Source organism: Candidatus Vicinibacter affinis (assembly GCA_016714365.1).
GTDB lineage: Bacteria > Bacteroidota > Bacteroidia > Chitinophagales > Saprospiraceae > Vicinibacter > Vicinibacter affinis.
Genome location: JADJNH010000007.1, coordinates 618,537 through 639,175, shown reverse-complemented (window position 1 = coordinate 639,175; position 20,639 = coordinate 618,537). Strand labels below are relative to the sequence as shown.

The window sequence follows — 20,639 nt, the reverse complement described above, 5'->3', positions numbered from 1 at the left end:
TCACTATAGGGAAACAGAAAAAATATATGAAGGTCGTTTGTTGGGGCTTTAAAAATCGCATATTTCCTTGAGTATGCATAATCCCGATTCAAATAACTTGAAAAGTTTTCATTTATTTGATCTTGGATTAGGACATTATGGGATCATCCCATTTATGTTTTATCTAATAACCGTTACATCACTTTTAAATATTTCCTTTTTCCCCTTGTCCGGATTGAAATATTCAATGACTACTACGTAGACACCTTCTACCACATGCATGCCTCGGAAAGTACCATCCCATTGAGCCATTCCGTCTTTGGAATCAAATACGCGGGCGCCGTTTCGGTCGTAAACAGCCCATTGTAATATATCCACACCGATATGAAAGATCTCAAAAACATCATGTTTGCCATCATTGTTGGGACTGAAGATGCTCGGAATAAAAAGCCGCACCACATTCTTTACACAAACCATGCGTTCGAATTCATCTTCACATCCGATCTCATTGACTACGCGCATTTTGATCAAAAATACACCTGTGTCTGAATACTGATGAACCAGGGCACCCGGCGACCTGAGGTCCACAGGCGGTGAACCATCACCAAAGTCTACAGTTCCTTTCGTGTATCCATAGGAAAGATCGAGGATCTCCACGGAATTTTCCACAATGTCTATGCAGGGTTGGTTGGGCGTGATTCCAAAGTTGGCTGCGAGAGGAGCTGATCCGGGCAGGGTCACAGAAGTTCTTTGTCGGCATCCGGTTGATTTTTCTCGCACCTCCACACCATAAATGCCGGGATCGCCATCCAGCCTGGCACCCTTTTTCTGAGGGCTGGTCTGCCATACAATATCATAATCAGCGGTATCCAACTTTAATTCCACGAAAGTCTTTTCGCCAAAGCAAACCGGGGGACCGTTTAAAATGTCCATTGGAAAGCGAGGATAAACTCTTACAAATACACTGTCCACCAAAGCATCTGAACAGCCGTCGGTAACAGTCACAAGATACCAGCTATCCTGGGTGGGTTCTACTATGTGGCTGCTGCCAAAACCCAGTCCATGATCCCAGGTATAAACCAAACCACCCTGACCGCCAGTGGCGTCAATAGAGATCGTAGTTCGCTGACCAATGCAAATGGAATCATTTTCGCTGGAGGACCTTTTGTTGATAGCAGGCAGGATTTTGATATATGTTTTTTCGGATGAGGCACAATTACCTTCGCCGCGGGTGTAATAGAGTTCCCAAATTCCTGAGCCCAGACGGGCCGGATTGATCACAGGTGGTGACGGTCTTCCGTTAATAAAAAATTCTCCGCCCGGAGGATTCAGTAAAACGGGGATGTCTTGATCTTTGAAGCAATATTGCGGGTCAATCCCACTGATGCGCACCTGTTCCCAGGCTTCTACCTCTACCACCGCCTGAGCCTGACACCCCGCGGGACTGGTATAGCTCACAGGATGAAGGCCAATGCCTGACAGCTCAGGATCAAATAATCCTGCGGATTCATCAAGAAATCCAGTGCCACTCCATTCTCCTCCGGGTGGGACCACACTGAGCAGAGTAGGAGGGCTGCGGTCGCAAAATTTGTAGGTGGAAAAGCTAATAGGAACTTCCACTTCAATTTCTGAAGTATCGTTGCATCCGAAAGCCTTATAGACGAGCTCATGTTTGCCTGGTCCAGCCAACCCCGGTAAAAACTTCCAGAGGCTATCGTAAATAGCCACTCCTGTTCCGGTAAAAATTCCAGGTCCTTCGCTTGGGTTCAGCAAAGTCACAAGATCGATGGTGTCATTTGCAGGACAAAAGAGCCGCGGTCGGGTGGTATCCAGTTTCACATCGTGGATTTGAAGTTTGAATGAATCGCGACAATTTTTAAAACTGATCCTGAAGGAATGAGCACCTGGAGGAAGGGAAGAGATATCAAATGAATTGGTCACAGGATCATACACACCAGGTCCTGACCAGCGTCCTCGTAAAGGCAAACTGAGGGTGTTGATACCGAAGCAAAGAGAAGTGTCTGGTCCGGCGTTCGGTTTGGTGATGAATACGCTGATGCTTTTTTCACAGCCATTTAGGCGGTACCGATAAGTGTTCCATTGATTGGCCATGGCTCTGGCGGCATCCAGCTTTCCTGCGATACTGTCTGTGATACCCGGTCCACTCCATCTGCCTCCGACTGGATTGAACACAAAATTGATGTTTTCCAGGTTGCATAGAGTGTCGATAAGGTTTAGTCCAATACTGTCACCTACGTTAACGGTTTTGGCGGAAATACAGCCATTGGGAGCCTGGTAATTTAAAATAAAGCTGCCACTTTGGACCGGATTAAAAATGCCGATGGAATCGACATTCAAGCCTGTCCAAAATCCACCACCGGGTTTTGCTCCACTCAATGGAAAAGGATTGCTGCCCTGACAGGCGGCCTCGACGAGTCCGGCAAAAATGGGATGGATGTAAAAGGTATCTTTGATGGTACAACCGCCGGGGGCCGTGTAGGTCACAATGTCTCTTTGCGTCTGATTGGCCTGGGACCACCTCCAGAATTCGTATACGCCACTTTTGTTTTGCGCAGCAGGAATAGCTGTAGCAGCATAGGTTCCTCCGGGTAGATTGACCTGGTATTGCCAATTGGCTGCGGATGCACAAACGGTATCTAAAATGGGATTCAGAATGATGGGATTTGCGTTAACCCTTACTGTTTTGTTTGCCAAACATCCATTAGAGGCATGATAGGTCACGGTAAAGCTACCGGTGTCCAATGGATTGAAATTTCCAAGTGAATCTGTGTAAGGACCTGACCAAAATCCCCCCACCGGCGATCCTCCAGTCAATTTAAAAACTGGTGTCAGGTGACATACTGACTGTGTGCTTCCTGCTGAAATCGGGATGATCTGAAAGGTGTCACGCACCTTACAACCGTTGGGATCTATGTAGGTGACTGTATCGCTTCGCAAACTGTCACCGGAGGACAGTCTCCAGAATTCATAAAGGCCTGACTTACGCTGATTTGGCGGGATAACAGTGGAATAAAAATCACCGCCGGGAATGCTGACCTGGTATCGCCAGTCAGCCATGGAAGCACAGACTGTGTCGGGTACAGGATTGAGGATCTTTGGATTGGGATTGACAAAAATCGAGCGGGTATCTTTACAACCGTTGGGTGCTGTATACACAAAATCAAACTTACCCACTGTTGAAGGGTCAAAACTGCCGTTGGGTTGGATTCCGGGCCCGGTCCAATAACCCCCGGCCGGACTGCCCCCACTGATCTGTACAGCAGGTGAGCCAAGACAAAGCTTGATGTCTGCACCGGCATCGATTGGATAAATGTGCACAATATCTGAAACCTTGCAACCATTAGGGGCGACGTAGGTCACCGTATCCGTGCTGACTTTGCTTCCGGCCGCATGTCTCCAGAATTCGTACACCCCCGTTTTACGTTGTTGGTTGGGTATGGTGCGGGAAAAGAAATCACCTCCGGGGATATCTACCTGGTACCTCCAGTCCGCAGCAGAAGCACAAACTGTATCAGGTATGGGATTTAATATTTTTGGCACATCCAGAGGAGTGTATAAGAAATCCGCGGTATCCATAACGCCGGAGGCACTGTCTGTAGCGATGACCGTATATCTGATCGGTACGGTATCGCAAACCCGTATGTTCGGACTGGTTTGGCCACCGGGTATCCACCGGTAGCGGAAGACCTGCTTGGAATTACCCGTTGCCAGAGCCTCCAAATTGGTACAGGCGCCTTTACAGGCTGCTCCATTGGGCATCTGGATCTCAACGGTAAAAGGGCAGTTGTTCAGGCTGAACAAAACGCTGGTATTCAACAAATGCTCCGTCCCACATTCGTCGATGTACTTGTAGGTAAAACTGACCCTATAATTAACAGGTCTGTCCAATGGAGGGTCAAATTGTAGCTTGAACCTGGTTGCCTTTCCGTTAACGCAATCCAGCGCCACCGCAGAGATGATTTTGGACCCTCCAGGACCTAAAAGGCCGAAATTCCCGGGAACGATCTGATCACAGGGTACCGGATAACCAAATTCAAAGGTGAGCTCGGTCAGGGGACAAGCCGTTGGTGCTGTTACTTTCAGGGTCGGGGGGGGCGGTAATACAAATTGAACTTTCCAGTGCATTTTCCAACCATTCGCAGTGATGTTGTCATCGCTTTTAAAATGTATGGTCACGCATTCGCCTTTCACCGTAATGCGGGGTGGTGGAGTCAGAATACCACTGAGCGTTGAAATGACGGGGCCATTTTTATTGGGTCCTTCGTAGATGGTCATTACATCGTAGGTCCTTTCGGTAGCAAAGAATTCAAAGTCTAAAGTAATGGAGGTCGCTCCGGGTACGCATATAGTGAAGGTAAAGTCTTCGTTGTGGTCATAGTTTTTATCTTCTCCAGCTTCACTGTGGGTCAATATCCCTTCACAATCGCGTACCCTTGCATTTTGCATCGGGTAGGTCGGTTGGGCGGAAAGTTCCGATTCTGTTATAAAACCGAATACAAAAGTTAGAAGCGCAAAATTGAGAAGCTTTCGTGCGGACATCATCCTTTCTTTTTAATAATCACTTCCGGCGTAATCAGTTCGTTGCTCTTGTTTCCTTTACGGTCCACCATGTAGATGTAGAATTTGGTCCTTTCCTCTGAGCGGTTTCCAAAAACAAACAGGTCAGGAAATTCCACTTTGAGGTCACCCTGAACGGCGATCAATGCTCCGGGAGGTGCAACCGGCGCCAGGTAAAAGCCATCGTACTTGGTGAGTCTGGCATCCCTTATAAACACTGCATAGGAATCCGGTTCTTCGAATCCTAGGTCTCCATCCCCATCCTGATAGCGAATGTTGAGCGTAAGTATGTCCTCAAACTCGAGAATGGTATCCTGGGTAAAGCTTTTCAGTTTTATTTCAGGTATAATGGAAAACGGTGGATCGTCTGCGTTGTCGCGACAGGAAACACAGATAAACAAAACTGAAAACAAGACCCCTAATTTAATCTGTGCGTTCAATGGACATGTATTTTTTCATGGAAAAAATGGCCTTTTGAGCCGGTATTTCAGACAAGGGATTGAGCTGGTCTTTTAGATAAGTTCGGAAATAAAGTTCCCTATGGTTGGACATCAGCATATTCGGATTGATGAGAACCCGGTGTGTATAGATAACGCTGTCGCCATACAAGCCAATCATCCGGAAACTGGGGAAGCCGGTCTCTAAATCTAAAGTGACCACAGTGCTGTCAAACACATGCGGATTTGGATGTAAACTGATCTTGTTGTTGGTAAAGCTTAAAGGATTCTGTGCATCATGACCAAAGGAGAAATAAAGATATAGGCTGTCTCTGAGGCTGTCAAGCAACAAGGGCCCGCTGAATGGTCTCCGCTCGAGGAAGGCTGTATCGCCTATCATGGCCAGACAACCTTTTAGTCTAATCTGGGGCAGACCAGCTTTAGGAATGCTTCCATCGATGGCAGGAGCACCTGATTCTATCCATCGGCGTACCAGAGAGATGTAATGGTCTTTTCTTTTGTTCCAATCGGAATCCGGTTCTATTTGGATGGGCATCTGCGGTGCCACAATACCATTTAAGCGCGCTAGAATGGCCGAGCTGTCAAGTGAATAGGGTTTGACACGATAAAGGTATTTTCCGTCCTTTTTGATCGATTCACGAAATACGAGGGTGTTGTAGGAACTTTCCAGCGTCCGGAAATCCGGATCGAAGGTTCCATCGTGACAACCTGAATTGGCGCAGGTGGGCTTGAAAATATAGGTATATAAACCTGCAATTGAGGCAGAATCCGGGTCTTGAAAAATGAATTTGACGGTGTCTTGAGTAGGCTTGTAATCGTCAAAAGGGTTGCTTGGAATATCCGGTTTTTCACATGCCCAATGTAAGGTCAAAACGGCCAATAGAAAAAGTGATGCAGAGCTGATTTTCTTCATTTGGGTCACGATTAAATTCTATCAAATAATGACCTTGCATTCCCATCCAAAAGACCTGCCTTTTTGACCTGATCTTTGATGCCAAATATGTCCGCAATGGTGGGGACCACATCCGCTGCATCTCCTATTGGATTGGTCTCTGATCCTACCTTCAGATTGGCATCAATACCGGGACCTACCATTAGGTTAAATATCCTGCGGGCGTTGGGGCTTCCGGAATGGTCGTAAGCAAACCAATCGTTGAGATCTTTGATGGAATTGTGTTGCTCGTCGCGGCCATGCTCTGGCATTACGATCATCACGGTGTTGTCCCTCATACCCGGTATGGACTGAATTTCCTTCCAAAGGAACGCAATGCCATGATCGGCACGGTGAATATTTTTTAAATATGCGGTGAAATCATTGTGACACACATCGATGTTGTTGAGATCTACCACGGTAACCCTTGGTTTGAACCAGCGCAACAATTCAACCGTAAACCCTAAAACTTTAAGGTCCCCATTGTCGTTGACGGGCGGCATGGTAACCCTACCCTCCTTTACTTTTTCAAAAGTGGCCCGGATGAATTCGCGAATACTGTTTTCCTCTTCTGGTGTATTGTAGAGGTGAGGAATCTCCAACCCCTCGTTGGAGAAGTTCTTATTGAGGAAGCCCCGAATTTCCCGGAACATTTCGTAGTCAGTATCCGGATGATAGTTTTTGAAATCCATGAAGTGTTCCTGACCGGGAGCCCCAAAGGTGATCAGCGGTGCCAGGAAATTGCCTCCATACCTTCTGCCGTAATCTTCGTGTGCCGAATAATTAAGCAATGGTCGGGAACCCGTAACACCCTGGCCAATTGACCAGCATTCAGTTGCAGAAAAACCGGCATGTCTGCGCAAGTATTCAAATATGGTCGGAGAGGCCGTACGTTGTCTGAGTCCTGCGGTCACATAATAATTACCCGATACGCCTGTACTCAGACCATTGAAATGTCCTGCTCCTCCTTTAGAAAACCTCACTTCCGGAAAAAGGGTGCCCTGCCTTTGCAGGGATGTCTGCAAGATCTGGTTAATTGGAAAGGCCCCCACGATGTTGTTTTGTTTGTCGTCGGTGCCATAGGCAATTTTATCTACAGGCGGCTTCCCATCCAGCAGGTTGTACATAATGTTGCCCTCTATTTGTTCGTTCTGGCTTCCGGCCAGGTATCTCTGGAGGACCGATTCCTGTTGGCGCAATCCACCGGCAAACTGAACATAGACGACGTGCTCGGCTTTCAACGAAGGCTGTCTGGCAAAAGCAATCCGGTTGGCAGCAAATAGGGAAATCCTACTGTGCCAGCGGCCGCAAGGGCTGATTTTTTAATAAATTTTCTGCGGTTCATGTTGGGACGATTAATAGTGAAAATGCTCGTTGCATGTACCAAATGCAAAGTAGAAATGTTCAGGCGTCACATTGGGTCTGCTTTTGATGTAATTGAGCATCCAGTTGAGTTCGGCTTCCGTCGGTTCGCGTACCAAAAAACGCTTGTAAGTATTTCGGATGAATCCTTCAGGATCTTGTCGCATGGATTCCACCGTAGGCAAGATGACTTTAGGGTCATTCATGTACTTACTGAGCAAAATGTCAAAGGCAACTTGTTTGTCTCCTATAGACTCAATCGCTTTTTGAGCCTGCAGCATGGAATTGGGACTGATGGCTCTCTGAAAGAAATTGGTATACAGAATGGAAATATACTGAGTGATCGATTTGGGTTTTATCTTTTGGCTGTTAACTGGTAGGATCGTCTGGTCGTTTATCTCGTAAACGAAATAATCCTTTTGGCAGCCTGAAAAGCTGAGCATTAGAGCCAGAGCGGCACACCATAATCCAGTTTTATTTAAAGCTTGCATATTCATCGGTTACAGCGATTTGTTTGATAATGTATCGGATGTCTTTTTCCTTCAAATAGGTGGGTAATAAGCTGGATTGTTCTCTGGGAGTTGGAAATCGGTTTAGATAGACCTGAAAGGTCCAGATAATCATGCCTTCCAGCATGGCCGGGGATTCTACGAGGGCCTCCACGTATTCGGTTTTATTTGTGACGTATCTTCCAAAGGCCTGACCGGCTGCGCTGTTTTCAATAATGTCAAAAGCAGAGTTGTATTCCTGATCGGTGGGCAAACGGAATAACAGTTCGTTGAATACAGCCCGTATGAAGTTAAAGGTGTTCATGTTGATGATGTCGTAAATCCCATTGTTGACCAGGAAGGTGAACATCTGGTGATAGGCAATATGTCCTTCGAGTAACTCCTGCTGGCTTTCGAGAACGTCCTGATAGCGTCGGAGGATGTCAAGCTTTGCATAAAATCCTTTCCAGTTTAGGTTCATGGAGTCCCTCATGGCATCAGTGAGCAGCAGGCTCATTTTCATTTGGATTTCTTCATCTGTAACCCCTTCCAGGCATCGCACCTTTGCGAGGTTGTACAGATTGAGGTGAAAGGCAGCATTGTAAGATCTTTCTCCTACGCGAAAACTGGTATCAGACATCAGACGAGTGATCAAATCGAGTCGGGCTTCGCGGCTCAGCTCCCGTGCTTTCAGAGTGTCCGACTCTTCCTTGAGCTCTGTTTTGAGGGGCTCCCGTCCCACAAGGTCAATGTAGAGTCGATTGACGTAGTTTTCGATTTTGAGTCGGGAGATGTTGGTTACAGAAGCAGGATTGTTGTCGTCTATGACGTTGATGTGATCCTTGGTGCATCCCAATGAAAAAAGTAAGGTAATCCCCATAACCCAAATAAACTGCCTGACAAATTGGCCCGGAGGATTTGAGTTGGTCTTTTTCATTTTGTTTAGTTGACGAGGCAAAGGTTAAAAATAGAATATAATCCAACTGCAAAAGGAAAATTTGTTATATATAAATTATTATAATATGTAATTAGGTATTAGGGTGCTTTGGACAATGACGAATCCTTCTGCAGAAGGAATAAATTTTTCTTGACTGGTCTTTCGTTCAGACTTTTGAACAATTATCTAAAAATTGGTGTAGTAATTTCAAAATTGAAGTTAGGGGCTGATTTCAATTTATGAAATTCAGTCTTCCCCCTACTGGGAAATCCAGGTTATTATTAGGTGTGTTAATAATATTTTTCTATGAAGAGGTTAAAATGCAACGGGACACAAATTGGATTGGATGGGTCTTGTTAAATTCTGATTTTAAATTAGACTCCAGGTATCTGATAGGATGGTTTTATAAATTAATGTAATTTAATCAATTACCAGCAAACTCCATTTAATTTTACCTCTACATTTTGATGTACAAATGAAATCTCAATTCACGGGAATTCTATTCTTTCTCTTGCAGCTTAGCCTGAGTGCCCAGTTTGGGGAGGCCTTTACAGTTGATTATCCTCAGAGGTTAAGAATAATTGATTCGATTTATACCTCTTTCTTATTAGAGAAGCAAAGTTACAGTGCCATACATTCTAACCTGGGTGAATTGAAAGAACTGGCAAACTTGAAAAAGGATGATATCTCCTTATTGATGTATAGTGTACTTGAGCAGAGAACAAAATTGTATGAAGACAGCTCCTCAATAGATCAGAAAGTCGCAACATTTCTCAAAGTCGTTCATGAAGTTGATATAAATGGGCATCGCCTCATAGAAGCACATGCACTCTTGTACTTGGCACAAATACTCAAAGAAAAAGGACGAGGTGGAACGTCACTCAGTTATATGATGAGAGCTTTTGACCTGGCCAATAATGAGTCTGGGAATGAAATTCTGGTGCCACAGATGATTGCACTTCGAATAGCAGGCATCTTGTATTTGCTTGGAGATTATCCAAAGGCCAAAGAATATGCGATTAAATCATTTGCAGATAAAATGAAAGGTCATAGGAAAATGCTTTCTTACGATTTACTGTCTCAGATAAGTTTGAAACTTGGCCAATATGACAGTTCGTCACTTTATATAAAAAAATGCATTGAAGTATATGTTCAGGAGGATACCACCAGGCCGCCCATCAAGGGATGGAGAGGTATTATGTATGGATATGAAGGCAAAATACACTACGCTAAAAATGAAATTGAACAAGCCATTCCTTTCTTCAGAAATGCTCTACCCATTTTAGTCGATGCTGCTTTTTACAACAACATATTGTCTTTCTCTATCAGATTGGCAGAATCTTATCTCATGACAGGGAAAACAGTGGAAGCCCGGGCATTATTGCCTACGATGGAAAAAGCAATTTCTCGGAACACCGATGAACAGAATTTCCTGGATTACTATAAACTCCGGGTGCTCTTGGGCGAAAAGAACCAATCTGTATCGAGGATTTCAGTTGTCTTGGATTCTATCTTATTTTGGTCCCAAAAAATAAATCAACAAAAGGATCAGAATGCCCTCATCAGGCACGAAATGGATTTTGAAATTAAGGCATACAAGGAAAGAGAAGAAGAGTTGGCCCGAAATATCAACAGACAATTATTTATCAGGTCGGTGCTTTGGAAGATATTAGGATTTTTCGTTTTGATCGCAACTTTTATCTTTTATTACAAACAAAAACAAATTAAACAACAGAAGAGAGAGTCTCAAAAATCTCTGGAGGAAGCTGCGAGAGAATTGGCACTGGCTCATGAGCAATTAAATGACTTCAAAAATTCACTGATTGAAAAAAGCAAGAGGCTTGAAATTCTGGAGTCAGAGGTGGAGCTGACAGCCAACGACCAGGACCTGGAAAATCTTCGCGTCAAAACTATCTTAACAGAGGGAGAATGGGTTAAATTTAAGGAACTTTTTGAAAGGGTGCATACGGGCTATTTTACTCGTTTGAAAAGTCGCTTTCCGGGCCTTACCCAAGGAGAAATCCGATTTTTTGCTTTGATAAAATTATCTTTTACCAATAAAGACATGGCTGCAACACTGGGGGTTGGACCTGGTGCAATCCGTACGATGAAAAGCAGGTTGTTGAAAAAGCTGGATCTGGATGGAAAATTGAGTTTAGAGGAGGTTGTTGAAGAGATATGATATATGATTCACGCAAGATATATGATTAAACGTTTAAACTTTTACCAGTACTAATCAGGAGTTGGTTTTATCATACAGAAATTTACCAATAAAAGTCTAGTGTATGATGGTTGACAACACGTCAGTTAAAAGTGATGACCAACTAAAAATTTTCATTAATCTAACAAGTGACATTATAAATGTTTAAATGCCATACCAAAATGAATTAATTTCAATTAAAATTAGAGACATTTACGAAAATATTGTACTTCAAAGTGAATGTTTTGGAGTGACACAAACCTTGACATTTCCCCCAATACTTCAGGTATTAATTATATTTGTGCTCTACTCAAAAACTTTATCTATTGTCATCAATTCATAAAAATGTGATTTTGAACAACTGAAATTCTAATATATGCTCACAGACATCCATCCAAAATTACCCATGCGCAATAAAGCAATTACAAAGGAATTTTATTTAAACAAACTGAAATTCCAGGAATTTGGAGATGCTGATCATGAGGGTTACCTGATGGTACAGAGAGATAGAATTCAAATTCACTTTTTTGAATTTGTGGAACTAGACCCATATATAAATTACGGTCAAATTTATATCAGGACAGATGAAATTGAAAAACTATATCAATCATTGATGGACAACGGAGTGAAAATTCATCCACAGGGATCTTTGCAAAAGAAACCATGGGGCCAACAAGAATTTTCTGTACTCGATCCCGACCACAATTTAATTACATTTGGACAAAGTATTTGATGCATGGAATAATTTTTAAATCAAAACGGAACATTATTTTTATTTTTCCTAAAATTGGAGATTCCTATTTGAACTGACAAAAGAGTAAAAGCGCAATGAATACTGAAATAAAAACTGTGGATGAATACATAGCTAGTTTTCCGGAAGAAGTAAGAGAGAAATTGGAGAAGATCAGAAAGATCATTAAAGACCATGCACCGGATGCTGTGGAAAATATTTCTTATGGCATGCCGGCTTACAAGACCAACAAAAAACCATTGATTTATTTTGCCGGATTCAAGCATCACATTGGATTGTATGCGACGCCTTCCGGACATGAAGCATTCAAGCAGCAATTAAGTGCATATAAACAAGGGAAAGGTTCGGTCCAGTTTCCACTGGACGGTCCTATACCATATGACTTAATCCGGGAAATTGTTGCATTCAGGGTAAATGAAAACAATCTTCAGAAATAGGTGATTAAAATATTTTCTGATCGGTTGAATTATTATGTGTAAATCAGCACCTCTTTATTTCCGTCCGAATCTTTTAACGCTCTGTACATACCCTCCGTATTGAAACTAAGGCATACATTTCCTGAATGATCAACACCAATAAGACCTCCATCTCCACCAATCGAAGGAAGGAGGTCCTGCACTACTTTGTCGCAGGCTTCCTGTAGATTCAGGCGTTGATATTTCATCAATGCATGGACATGAAAGGCCGCATTGATGCGAATGAAATATTCTCCTGAACCGGTACAGGAGATGGCACAAGAAGAATTATCTGCATAAGTGCCTGCACCGAGCATAGGGGTATCTCCAATGCGGCCAAATTTCTTATTGGTCATTCCTCCTGTCGATGTAGCGGCCGCAAGATTTCCGTGCCGGTCACGTGCTACAGCACCTACTGTACCAAACTTATGCTCCTTAACAGAGATATGGTCAAGCATGATTTCTTCACTACCTTTTACGGACAACCATTGTTGATAACGAAACTCATCGTAAAAGTATTCTGAAGGTTTAAATTCCACCTGATGTGATTTGGCAAATTCTTCGGCACCCTCTCCTGCAAGAAAAACATGGTTGCTTTGATCCATGACCAGCCGTGCCAGATGAATAGGATTTTTTACATTTCTGAGCATCGCTACCGCACCACCATCGAGATTACAACCATCCATAATGGAAGCATCCATTTCATGCTTCCCGTCAAAGGTAAAAACGGACCCACGGCCGGCATTGAACAATGGACAATCCTCAAGAATGCTAACTGACTTCTCCACCGCATCCAAAGCAGAGCCGCCTTTGTGAAGAATTTCGAATCCGGTTTCCAGCGCCTCTTCCAGAGCCATTAAATACTGACTTTCCTTTTCCGGAGACATTTCTGATCTCAGGATGGTTCCGGCTCCGCCGTGTAAAGCAATGGAATGTTTAAGCATGGATGGTAGATTTGAATCAAGGGCAAAAATAATCCAAATCCAAGAAGCCAACAGGAATATATCCATGAATAATCTGCCAGAAAAAATTTATCTTCATAGTCCTGACTTCTCAAATTGTAAATTTCAATTTTCAGGAAGTGCGTTTAAAACTTAGGTGAATTTTTATTTTTGTGGAATAGTTGACCAACCACTGTCAACTCTATGTTTAAATCCTAGAATCCTAGACCAACATGAAGACCCCCCAGTTGTGTATAACCGGAATTTTTCTCCGGGCCAAATCTTGCAGGTGCGACCAATTCCAAGAAGAAGACGGAATTGTTTTTTCTTTTGAATCCTTTATTGATCAATGGAGTGAAGCCAATTTGGTTTACCGAATTTTCATACGCCAGTCTAAAACCAAATGTCCAACCATTTCCTAAAGGATATAAAATTCCTGGGTGAAAAAGAAGATGCACTTGAATGGGAACTCCTGAATTGAAATAGGGTTTAACAACAGGAACAAATTCCAGATCAAATTTCAATTTACCGGCTGTGTTAAAAGTAATGCCTATTGGAAATCCAATAAAGTAAAAATCATATTTATCAAGCGTAGTAAAATTACCTTTATTAGCAGCAAACATAATTTGTACCACACCAACATGATACCCCGCTAAAACCGAAGTTGGATTACTCATTTTATTTTCACTTTCTTGAGCCGTCACTTTGGCTGAAATAATACAAACCAATCCCATTAAAAGGTAAACTAGATTCTTCATATATGCGATTTATTTTTCGATCAATATCTTTTATTTTATAAATAAGACAAAAGTATCTTAAATAAAAATATCAAGGTAGTTTTTTGCAAAATTTATTTACAGTCTGATTCAATTTTAAAATGTGATTGGATGTTGGCTTTGATTTTGCGCAACACCGTAATTTAAATTTGGAAATTTTGAATGGCTGAATGGAGGATATTTATTAAACCTAAAATCGAAAATATTCCCAATCTCCATTGCTGATATAAAAAAGCCGGCTTCCATTGAAGGAAGTCCGGCTTATCATTGCTTCGGTTAATATTCTATTTATTTAATCACCGCGAATTTTCGCAACATTTTAGTTCCATTTGTTTGGTCCAAACTTAATAAGTAGTATCCTTCTGACCAATTTCGGACATCAATGATTTGTTGTTGACCTGTACAGGCGGTCGTGTAAACCAATCTGCCTCTTGCATCAAATACATTGATCTGCCCATTAGCATGGCCAAAGGTTTTGATTTGTAATTCCTCCCTAGCCGGGTTGGGGAAAATCAACAAATCATTATTTGGTTCTAAAGTGACCTCTCCCAGATCAGCTCCTGAGTCAATGGATCTTTCACTCAGCACGTCCAAACAGTTTTCTACACATTTGAGTTGTTCTGCTGCAGTAGAGGATTTTAGATTTGAAGTTGGATTTCCGGTAAGCGTTTGTGGCTGAATGATGACGCAGTAATCCTCCACTTCTCCATAGCTGAAAGTACAGCATGGATTGGACGGATAACCACCATACGCCATCGAAACCCTCATTCTTGTACTTCTTGTGGGACAGTTACAATTACCAGGTATGGTTATATTTCCACACAAAACCCCTGTTCCGGTTCCATAAGCTACCAGTTCGTCGGCATCATAAAAATCACCATCAGCATTGTAATCAATCCACACTTTCCAATACACCTGATAGTTTGGTCCACCAAATCCGGGTGTAAGACAAAGATTATAAGTCTTGCCCCAATTGTAGGAGTTGCATGGACTTGGGAAATAGGCATAGCCTCCGTTATTTCCTGAATTATTGTACAGGTTGCCAAGACTCACTTTTTGAATCCAGGTATAATTACTCCACTGCCCCCTGGATTCGCAATAATTTCCATTGTTTTGACATTTTACGGTGACCGTGAAGCTACAGGTATCGTGATAGCCACCCTGTGTGGCAACATAAGTCACTTTAGTAGTTCCGCATGGGAAAAGTGATCCGCAAGGGGGGCCTGCAATTTGTTTGATTTCATAACAAGGCACCTCGCAAATAAACTCACGAAGACAATCATTGTACTGATCATTCCAGGTTCCATCCGGAAGAAGTTCTCCATAATCCTGATCGCCGTTGGCATTGTTTGGCTGACCGGGATACCAGTTTGTAAAACTTAGCGGGCTGTTGTCCACCCATTCGAAAAAGCCCTCCACATTGCGATCGTGTAAGCCTATATAGGCAGTTGCACCCATGAGTTTGCTCGCAACATAATTATTTTCAGCAGGGCTGTTCATCACAGCCAACATGCCTCCATTCAGTTCACAAATGCGTTTAGCCTCCGTCCAGGTAGCAGGTTTCCTCGAGCAAAAGTATTTGCTTCCATTATATGTTCCCATATAGATAAAACCGGAAAGTGAATCTTTGCAAGATCCACAGGACTGAACGGTTGGATGGTTCCAATTTACATACGCTCCGGGCAAATTTGGATCAATTCGATCTACCACGATGTCTGCCGGGCAGGTTATTTTTAATCCCGCACCCAACACGGTGATCGTAAAGGAATGATTGATGTAATTTCCACAGGCATCTCTGGCGGTATAAACTACGTGGTGAATACCGGCGGTGAACTTTTGACCGGGTACATAATTGGAAGTAATCTGCACAAAACCTCCACAATTGTCGGTGGCAGTTGGTGGTGTCCAGTTGACTGTAATTTCACAAGCTCCCCAAGCATCTACTGTTATATTAGCCGGGCAAGAATTCCAAACAGGTGGAGTGCGATCGTTCAATTCTATTAATTGACGACACTCACTGTAAAGTTTAGGGTCATTTGGATCGGTGGCTTTCCAAATTCTGATAAATTTTTTGGCGTTGGGGCACGCAGAATAAATATTCAGCAAGGAATCCCGATAGCTCAGAATAGGTGTGCCACAAGAAGGATCTGATGGGCTTGCTTTAGCCTCGCCGGAAACATTTGGTCCACATTGCAATACCGGACAACCAAGATAATCGGGTGGGCAATTAATGACCGGTGGCTTGTTGCAGCAATTACTCAACACCGTGATGGTAAAACTATGCTCAGCGGCATTACCGCAACCATCTGTAGCCACGTAGACCACTTTTGTGATACCTACCGGAAAAACACTTCCGGAGGTATGGCTGCCTACAGGAGTCACTGCACCGGCACAATCGTCTGTAGCCGTTGGAAAACTCCAGCTGACAGTTGCTTTACAATCTGTTGTATTGGTATAAACAGTCAGATTGGACGGACAACTGGTAAAACTAGGTGGGCTGTCATCCTTGAGTTCAACCAATTGCACACAGTTGGATTTAAGCAATGCGTTATTCGGATCGGTTGCTGTCCAAATTCGGATGATTCTTTTAGTACCGGGACATTTGCCCAGACTGATGGAATCAGCATAACTCACGATGGGATCAGCGCAGCCGGATTGTCCTTTTGTAGCGGTTGCAAATCCGCTGACCATTGGATCGGTAGAAGTTCCCGGACAGGCTTTATAATCCGTTGGACAGGTTATAATGGGTGAAACCTGACAACAGGTGGTCACCGTAATGCTGAATGAACAGCTGATAGTATTTCCACAATGATCGGTAGCTACATATTCAACTTTGGTATTGCCCTCCGAAAAAAGGCTTCCCGGGGGATGGGTGGCAACCAAAGATTTGATACCACACAGATCGGAAGCTACCGGTGGATTCCAGTTGACCATGGCCTTGCAATCAACCCCCGGACTGACAGTTACATCCGTCGGACAATTGCTGAGTGATGGGAGACCTTTATCAATAAGTTCAATGTTCTGTTTACAGTGTACCACCAGCGTTGTATCAAAAGGATCTCTTGCAGTCCAGTTGCGTACAAGTTTTATAGCCCCTTCACAAGGCCCTGTAGACAAGATGGAGTCATGATAGAAGACCACCGGAATGGCGCATTCAACACTTCCCGGGGTAACGGTTGGCGTACCGGTTTGGTCCGGGAAAATACTGTCTTTGGGACAACCTGAAAAAGCAGGCGGACAAACAATGGTTGGAGCAATTTTGCAACAATTGCCACTTACAGTGATGTTGAAGGAACAATAGGTGATGTTGCCACAAAGGTCCTCCGCAGTGTACGTAACTTTTGTGGTACCCAATGGAAAGACATCTCCCGAAATATGACTAACGGTTAAAAATAGTTTCCCGCAATTGTCGGTTACGCTGGGTGGATTCCAGGACACGTTCGCCTTGCAATTTTGTTGAGCAGTGACCGTAATATCCGGAGGGCAATTGGTAATCACCGGTGCGCCGGTATCAGATAAAACAATGGACTGCATGCAGGAAGAATTCAGCAAGGGGTCTTGAGGATCAGTTGCCGTCCATATCCTGTTGATTTCGATGGCTCCGGCGCAAGGTCCTTGTGAAACAATCATGTCAGAATAAGTGACAATTGGTTGGTTGCATCCGGGACCGCCGGGTTCACCAATTGCAAAACCTGTATTATTCGGTAAAGTAGAAGCTCCTGGGCACGCAACAAAAGCAGGAGGGCAGGTAATTTTTGGAGGATTGGTGCAGGCATGAATTTTAAAAAGGGAGAACTTGGGCCACCAACGCACCTGGGCATGAAGTTCGGGTTCAAAAAGGATCAAATTGGCCAATAAGGCCAAATGAATTAAAAACAAGGGGAGTAGTTTTTTCATTTATTTGTATTTAGTTCGTTAGAAAATACACTTAAAAAAAACCAAACCCCGATCCTGACAAATACCTGTCAGACATCATCCTGATTGAAATCGATTACAAGGTCCTAAATTTTATCGAATAAACGAGATATAATTTTTTATCCGTTTATATTTCTGTCGCACAATTAGAAAAATTTCCTGAACAAAGGAAAGCAGTTAAGACAAAGTATCCTTCCCCGAATTATTCAATTGCATTTTACTCATTGCCAGCATCTGTCTGATGGTTTGTTCCATGTTCTCCGGACTTCCATCCAGGAAAATGACATTGCCCTGCCCATGTTCTGCAAAGTTCTTGACAGCTTCTGTCCACATGGAAAACATAATCAAGGAAGCATCCAAATTAGAGTCCTGCATCAGTTTGGCTGCATTGCTCATTCCTTTGGCAATTTCTTCTCTGAAGGAGGCGATTCCTTGTCCTCGAAGTTGAGCAGCCAGTTTCTCAGCTTCTGCAGAAATTTTGATAAAATTTCCTTCCGCTTCGGCGGCTTTTGTTTTAGTGATTAAGAGTGCTTGACCTTCGTTCTCCGCTGCAGCTTTAAGATTGTTGGATGCCACGACTTTGGCCATAGACCTCATCACCTCTTCATCAAAAGTGATGTCGTTGATTTGTAGATCAATCAGGTGATAACCCCAATCTTCTAATGTTTTATCCAAATGTTCTTTTACATTTTCGACGATTTCTCGTCTCAGTATCAATACTTCGGATTGACGTTTGATGGCTACAAATGCACGCACAGATCCTTCTACAGAACGAATCAGAGCTTGCATAAAATTTCTTTCATCAAAAAATTTGAAGGCCACATTTTTAATAGTCTCCTCTTGTTGATCCAAAACAGAATACAACAACATAGCCGTAAAATTTACATTCGCCTGATCTATGGTGACGGCCTGAAATCCCAGTTCAACACTGCGGTTTTGGATGGAAATGCGTTTGTGAATTTGTTCGATGAATGGAATGCGTACATTCAATCCCGGACTCATAATGCGCTGGTATTTTCCAAAAATAGTTACGACTCCAATGCTCCCCTGACTTACGGTAACAAAGGAAAACAAAAGAAAAAGTATAAAAATTGAAAATAGAATAATGGTAGTTGGCTCCATGGTTTAGGTTTTGATACTAAACACCAAGATAATCTAAATTAGTTTCGCAGGTCTTATTTTAATCGACTAACATAGATAATTTCCCTCTATAGGCAGTCTTCTGCCATGACCAAAAGCTTTGTTGGAAACTCTTAACACCGGGGCCGATTGGTGTCGTTTGAATTCCGAACGGTTGACCATTTTCAGAGATTTTAAAACAACCTCTTTGTCAAAACCCATGGCAATGATTTCTTCCGGCCCTTTTCTTTGCTCTATGTATTGAAAAAGTATGGGATCGAGTACAGCGTATTCAGGAAGAGAGTCGCTGTCTTTTTGGCCTGGCCTGAGCTCAGCGGAAGGAGCTTTTTGAATGGAATTCAACGGAATGCGAATTTCATTTCGATTGATAAAATGGGCTAGTTGATAAACCTCTGTTTTGTACACATCTGCCAGTACTGCAATCCCCCCGCAAAGATCTCCGTAAAGGGTTCCATAACCTACTGACATCTCGCTTTTATTGGTGGTATTGAGGAGGATGTGATTGAATTTGTTGGAAAAGGCCATGAGCAACATTCCTCTGATTCTGGCCTGAATATTTTCCTCCGTGACATTATGAGCTAAATCTTTAAACCAGGGATTCAGTACCTCCAGATATCGGTCGTAGACCTCTTTGATGGCAATGATCTCATGATGTATGCCCAAATTCTCCGCAAGCTTTTTTGCATCTGCAACAGATCCTTCAGAAGAATATTGTGATGGCATCAGCAATCCGGTGACATTATCAGGTCCTAATGCATCTGCCGCCAAGACAGCAGTCAAAGCAGAGTCAATACCCCCGGACAGTCCCAGAATGGCTTTTTTAAATCCCATTTTTCCAAAATAGTCCCGAATGCCCATGACAAGCGCCCGGTAGATGAGTTCGAATTTATCTTTCTTTTGTTCCTGAACCCGACCTCCTTTTACCACTTGCTCTAAATCATAAATACGCAGACATTCTTCAAAGAATGGCATCTCGTCAAAGCAGTTTCCATCCGGAGACATTACCACAGACCCTCCGTCGAAAAGGATGTCTGTCTGACCTCCGTAACAGTTGGTGTAGAACATGGGTATTTTGTAGCGGAGCACATTGGCCCTGATGACTTCAAGGCGATCCTTAGCGTGATCAAAGCTAAATGGGGAAGCGGAAAGATTAAGAATAAAATCAGGTTCCTGATCGATCATTTCATCCAAAGGACAAACTTTGTATAGTGGGTTTTCATTGCCAAGGTTCCAAATGTCTTCACATATGGTGAGGGCTATTTTTTTACCCTTAAATTCAACCGTTTGGAATTTATGGCTTGGTTCAAAATAACGGTATTCATCAAAAATATCATAGGTCGGCAATAAAGTCTTGTGGGCTATTTGTCGGACTTTTCCCTCTACCAGAAAAAAAACAGAATTGTGCAGGTCTTTACCTTCAATTTCAGGATTAACGCTGGGGGCACCGACCACAATTGCAATACCATGGGACATTTTGCACAATTCGTTTACGACAGCCATCGATCTTCGAATGAAATCCTTAAATTCCAGAAAATCTCTCGGCGGATAGCCACAACTTGCTAGTTCACTAAAACAAATTAAGTCTGCTCCACGAGATTTTGCCTCGGCTACCGCTTTGGCCATGAGTGCAAGATTGCCATCAAAGTTGCCAATATGATAATTTTGTTGAGAAAGTGCTATGCGCATGATTTAACAATTGTGTGGTAAAAATAGCATTCCGGAAGGATC

Annotated in this window: 15 protein-coding genes; 3 read left to right on the top strand and 12 right to left on the bottom strand. The window is 43.0% G+C overall.

What is annotated here, in order from left to right; genetic code table 11:
* Positions 1–159: 159 nt before the first annotated feature.
* From IPJ53_17335 to IPJ53_17305, 7 genes are read right to left on the bottom strand one after another with little or no spacing between them, the layout of a single operon-like run.
* Complete coding sequence (locus IPJ53_17335; GenBank protein MBK7800867.1) at positions 160–4,542, bottom strand: gliding motility-associated C-terminal domain-containing protein; 4,383 nt, start codon at positions 4,540–4,542, stop codon at positions 160–162.
* The gene (locus IPJ53_17330) at positions 4,539–4,997 is read right to left on the bottom strand and encodes a hypothetical protein (protein ID MBK7800866.1); all 459 of its coding nucleotides are present in this window, start codon (positions 4,995–4,997) and stop codon (positions 4,539–4,541) included. The genes IPJ53_17335 and IPJ53_17330 overlap by 4 nt, the downstream gene beginning before the upstream one ends.
* The gene (locus tag IPJ53_17325; protein ID MBK7800865.1) at positions 4,981–5,928 is read right to left on the bottom strand and encodes a hypothetical protein; all 948 of its coding nucleotides are present in this window, start codon (positions 5,926–5,928) and stop codon (positions 4,981–4,983) included. The genes IPJ53_17330 and IPJ53_17325 overlap by 17 nt, the downstream gene beginning before the upstream one ends.
* A gap of 11 nt (positions 5,929–5,939) precedes the next feature.
* A complete protein-coding gene (locus IPJ53_17320; GenBank protein ID MBK7800864.1) occupies positions 5,940–7,187 on the bottom strand; it encodes a hypothetical protein in 1,248 nt (415 codons plus the stop codon).
* Positions 7,184–7,291 (bottom strand): twin-arginine translocation signal domain-containing protein, encoded by a 108-nt coding sequence (locus tag IPJ53_17315; GenBank protein MBK7800863.1) that lies wholly within the window; start codon positions 7,289–7,291, stop codon positions 7,184–7,186. The genes IPJ53_17320 and IPJ53_17315 overlap by 4 nt, the downstream gene beginning before the upstream one ends.
* A 10-nt stretch (positions 7,292–7,301) precedes the next feature.
* The gene (locus tag IPJ53_17310; GenBank protein ID MBK7800862.1) at positions 7,302–7,799 is read right to left on the bottom strand and encodes a hypothetical protein; all 498 of its coding nucleotides are present in this window, start codon (positions 7,797–7,799) and stop codon (positions 7,302–7,304) included.
* Positions 7,783–8,733: a hypothetical protein gene (locus tag IPJ53_17305; GenBank protein MBK7800861.1), complete on the bottom strand. Its 951-nt coding sequence runs from the start codon at positions 8,731–8,733 to the stop codon at positions 7,783–7,785. The genes IPJ53_17310 and IPJ53_17305 overlap by 17 nt, the downstream gene beginning before the upstream one ends.
* A gap of 475 nt (positions 8,734–9,208) precedes the next feature.
* Between IPJ53_17305 and IPJ53_17300 the strand changes: the two genes are divergently transcribed.
* The 3 genes from IPJ53_17300 to IPJ53_17290 all read left to right on the top strand — a co-directional run bounded on the left by IPJ53_17300 (position 9,209) and on the right by IPJ53_17290 (position 12,121).
* Positions 9,209–10,915 (top strand): hypothetical protein, encoded by a 1,707-nt coding sequence (locus tag IPJ53_17300; protein MBK7800860.1) that lies wholly within the window; start codon positions 9,209–9,211, stop codon positions 10,913–10,915.
* A gap of 394 nt (positions 10,916–11,309) precedes the next feature.
* Positions 11,310–11,666 (top strand): VOC family protein, encoded by a 357-nt coding sequence (locus tag IPJ53_17295; protein MBK7800859.1) that lies wholly within the window; start codon positions 11,310–11,312, stop codon positions 11,664–11,666.
* A 95-nt stretch (positions 11,667–11,761) separates the two neighbouring features.
* Positions 11,762–12,121, top strand: coding sequence for a DUF1801 domain-containing protein (locus IPJ53_17290; GenBank protein ID MBK7800858.1), 360 nt, complete (start codon positions 11,762–11,764; stop codon positions 12,119–12,121).
* Positions 12,122–12,153: 32 nt separating this feature from the next.
* Here IPJ53_17290 and IPJ53_17285 read toward each other — a convergent pair whose 3' ends face one another.
* From IPJ53_17285 to IPJ53_17265, 5 genes are all read right to left on the bottom strand, one after another.
* Complete coding sequence (locus IPJ53_17285) at positions 12,154–13,083, bottom strand: isoaspartyl peptidase/L-asparaginase (GenBank protein ID MBK7800857.1); 930 nt, start codon at positions 13,081–13,083, stop codon at positions 12,154–12,156.
* A gap of 212 nt (positions 13,084–13,295) precedes the next feature.
* Complete coding sequence (locus IPJ53_17280; GenBank protein MBK7800856.1) at positions 13,296–13,838, bottom strand: hypothetical protein; 543 nt, start codon at positions 13,836–13,838, stop codon at positions 13,296–13,298.
* A gap of 306 nt (positions 13,839–14,144) precedes the next feature.
* Positions 14,145–17,753: an HYR domain-containing protein gene (locus tag IPJ53_17275; GenBank protein MBK7800855.1), complete on the bottom strand. Its 3,609-nt coding sequence runs from the start codon at positions 17,751–17,753 to the stop codon at positions 14,145–14,147.
* 195 nt (positions 17,754–17,948) lie between these two features.
* Positions 17,949–18,893: an SPFH domain-containing protein gene (locus IPJ53_17270; protein MBK7800854.1), complete on the bottom strand. Its 945-nt coding sequence runs from the start codon at positions 18,891–18,893 to the stop codon at positions 17,949–17,951.
* A 66-nt stretch (positions 18,894–18,959) separates the two neighbouring features.
* A complete protein-coding gene (locus IPJ53_17265; protein MBK7800853.1) occupies positions 18,960–20,597 on the bottom strand; it encodes an NAD+ synthase in 1,638 nt (545 codons plus the stop codon).
* Positions 20,598–20,639 lie beyond the last annotated feature (42 nt).

What these genes read in the sequence shown, in the direction of transcription:
- IPJ53_17335 (MBK7800867.1), bottom strand. Translation starts at nt 4,542, where the DNA reads ATGATGTCCGCACGAAAGCTTCTCAATTTTGCGCTTCTAACTTTTGTA.
- IPJ53_17325 (MBK7800865.1), bottom strand. Translation starts at nt 5,928, where the DNA reads ATGAAGAAAATCAGCTCTGCATCACTTTTTCTATTGGCCGTTTTGACC.
- IPJ53_17315 (MBK7800863.1), bottom strand. Translation starts at nt 7,291, where the DNA reads ATGAACCGCAGAAAATTTATTAAAAAATCAGCCCTTGCGGCCGCTGGC.
- IPJ53_17310 (MBK7800862.1), bottom strand. Translation starts at nt 7,799, where the DNA reads ATGCAAGCTTTAAATAAAACTGGATTATGGTGTGCCGCTCTGGCTCTA.
- IPJ53_17305 (MBK7800861.1), bottom strand. Translation starts at nt 8,733, where the DNA reads ATGAAAAAGACCAACTCAAATCCTCCGGGCCAATTTGTCAGGCAGTTT.
- IPJ53_17300 (MBK7800860.1), top strand. Translation starts at nt 9,209, where the DNA reads ATGAAATCTCAATTCACGGGAATTCTATTCTTTCTCTTGCAGCTTAGC.
- IPJ53_17295 (MBK7800859.1), top strand. Translation starts at nt 11,310, where the DNA reads ATGCTCACAGACATCCATCCAAAATTACCCATGCGCAATAAAGCAATT.
- IPJ53_17290 (MBK7800858.1), top strand. Translation starts at nt 11,762, where the DNA reads ATGAATACTGAAATAAAAACTGTGGATGAATACATAGCTAGTTTTCCG.
- IPJ53_17285 (MBK7800857.1), bottom strand. Translation starts at nt 13,083, where the DNA reads ATGCTTAAACATTCCATTGCTTTACACGGCGGAGCCGGAACCATCCTG.
- IPJ53_17280 (MBK7800856.1), bottom strand. Translation starts at nt 13,838, where the DNA reads ATGAAGAATCTAGTTTACCTTTTAATGGGATTGGTTTGTATTATTTCA.
- IPJ53_17275 (MBK7800855.1), bottom strand. Translation starts at nt 17,753, where the DNA reads ATGAAAAAACTACTCCCCTTGTTTTTAATTCATTTGGCCTTATTGGCC.
- IPJ53_17270 (MBK7800854.1), bottom strand. Translation starts at nt 18,893, where the DNA reads ATGGAGCCAACTACCATTATTCTATTTTCAATTTTTATACTTTTTCTT.
- IPJ53_17265 (MBK7800853.1), bottom strand. Translation starts at nt 20,597, where the DNA reads ATGCGCATAGCACTTTCTCAACAAAATTATCATATTGGCAACTTTGAT.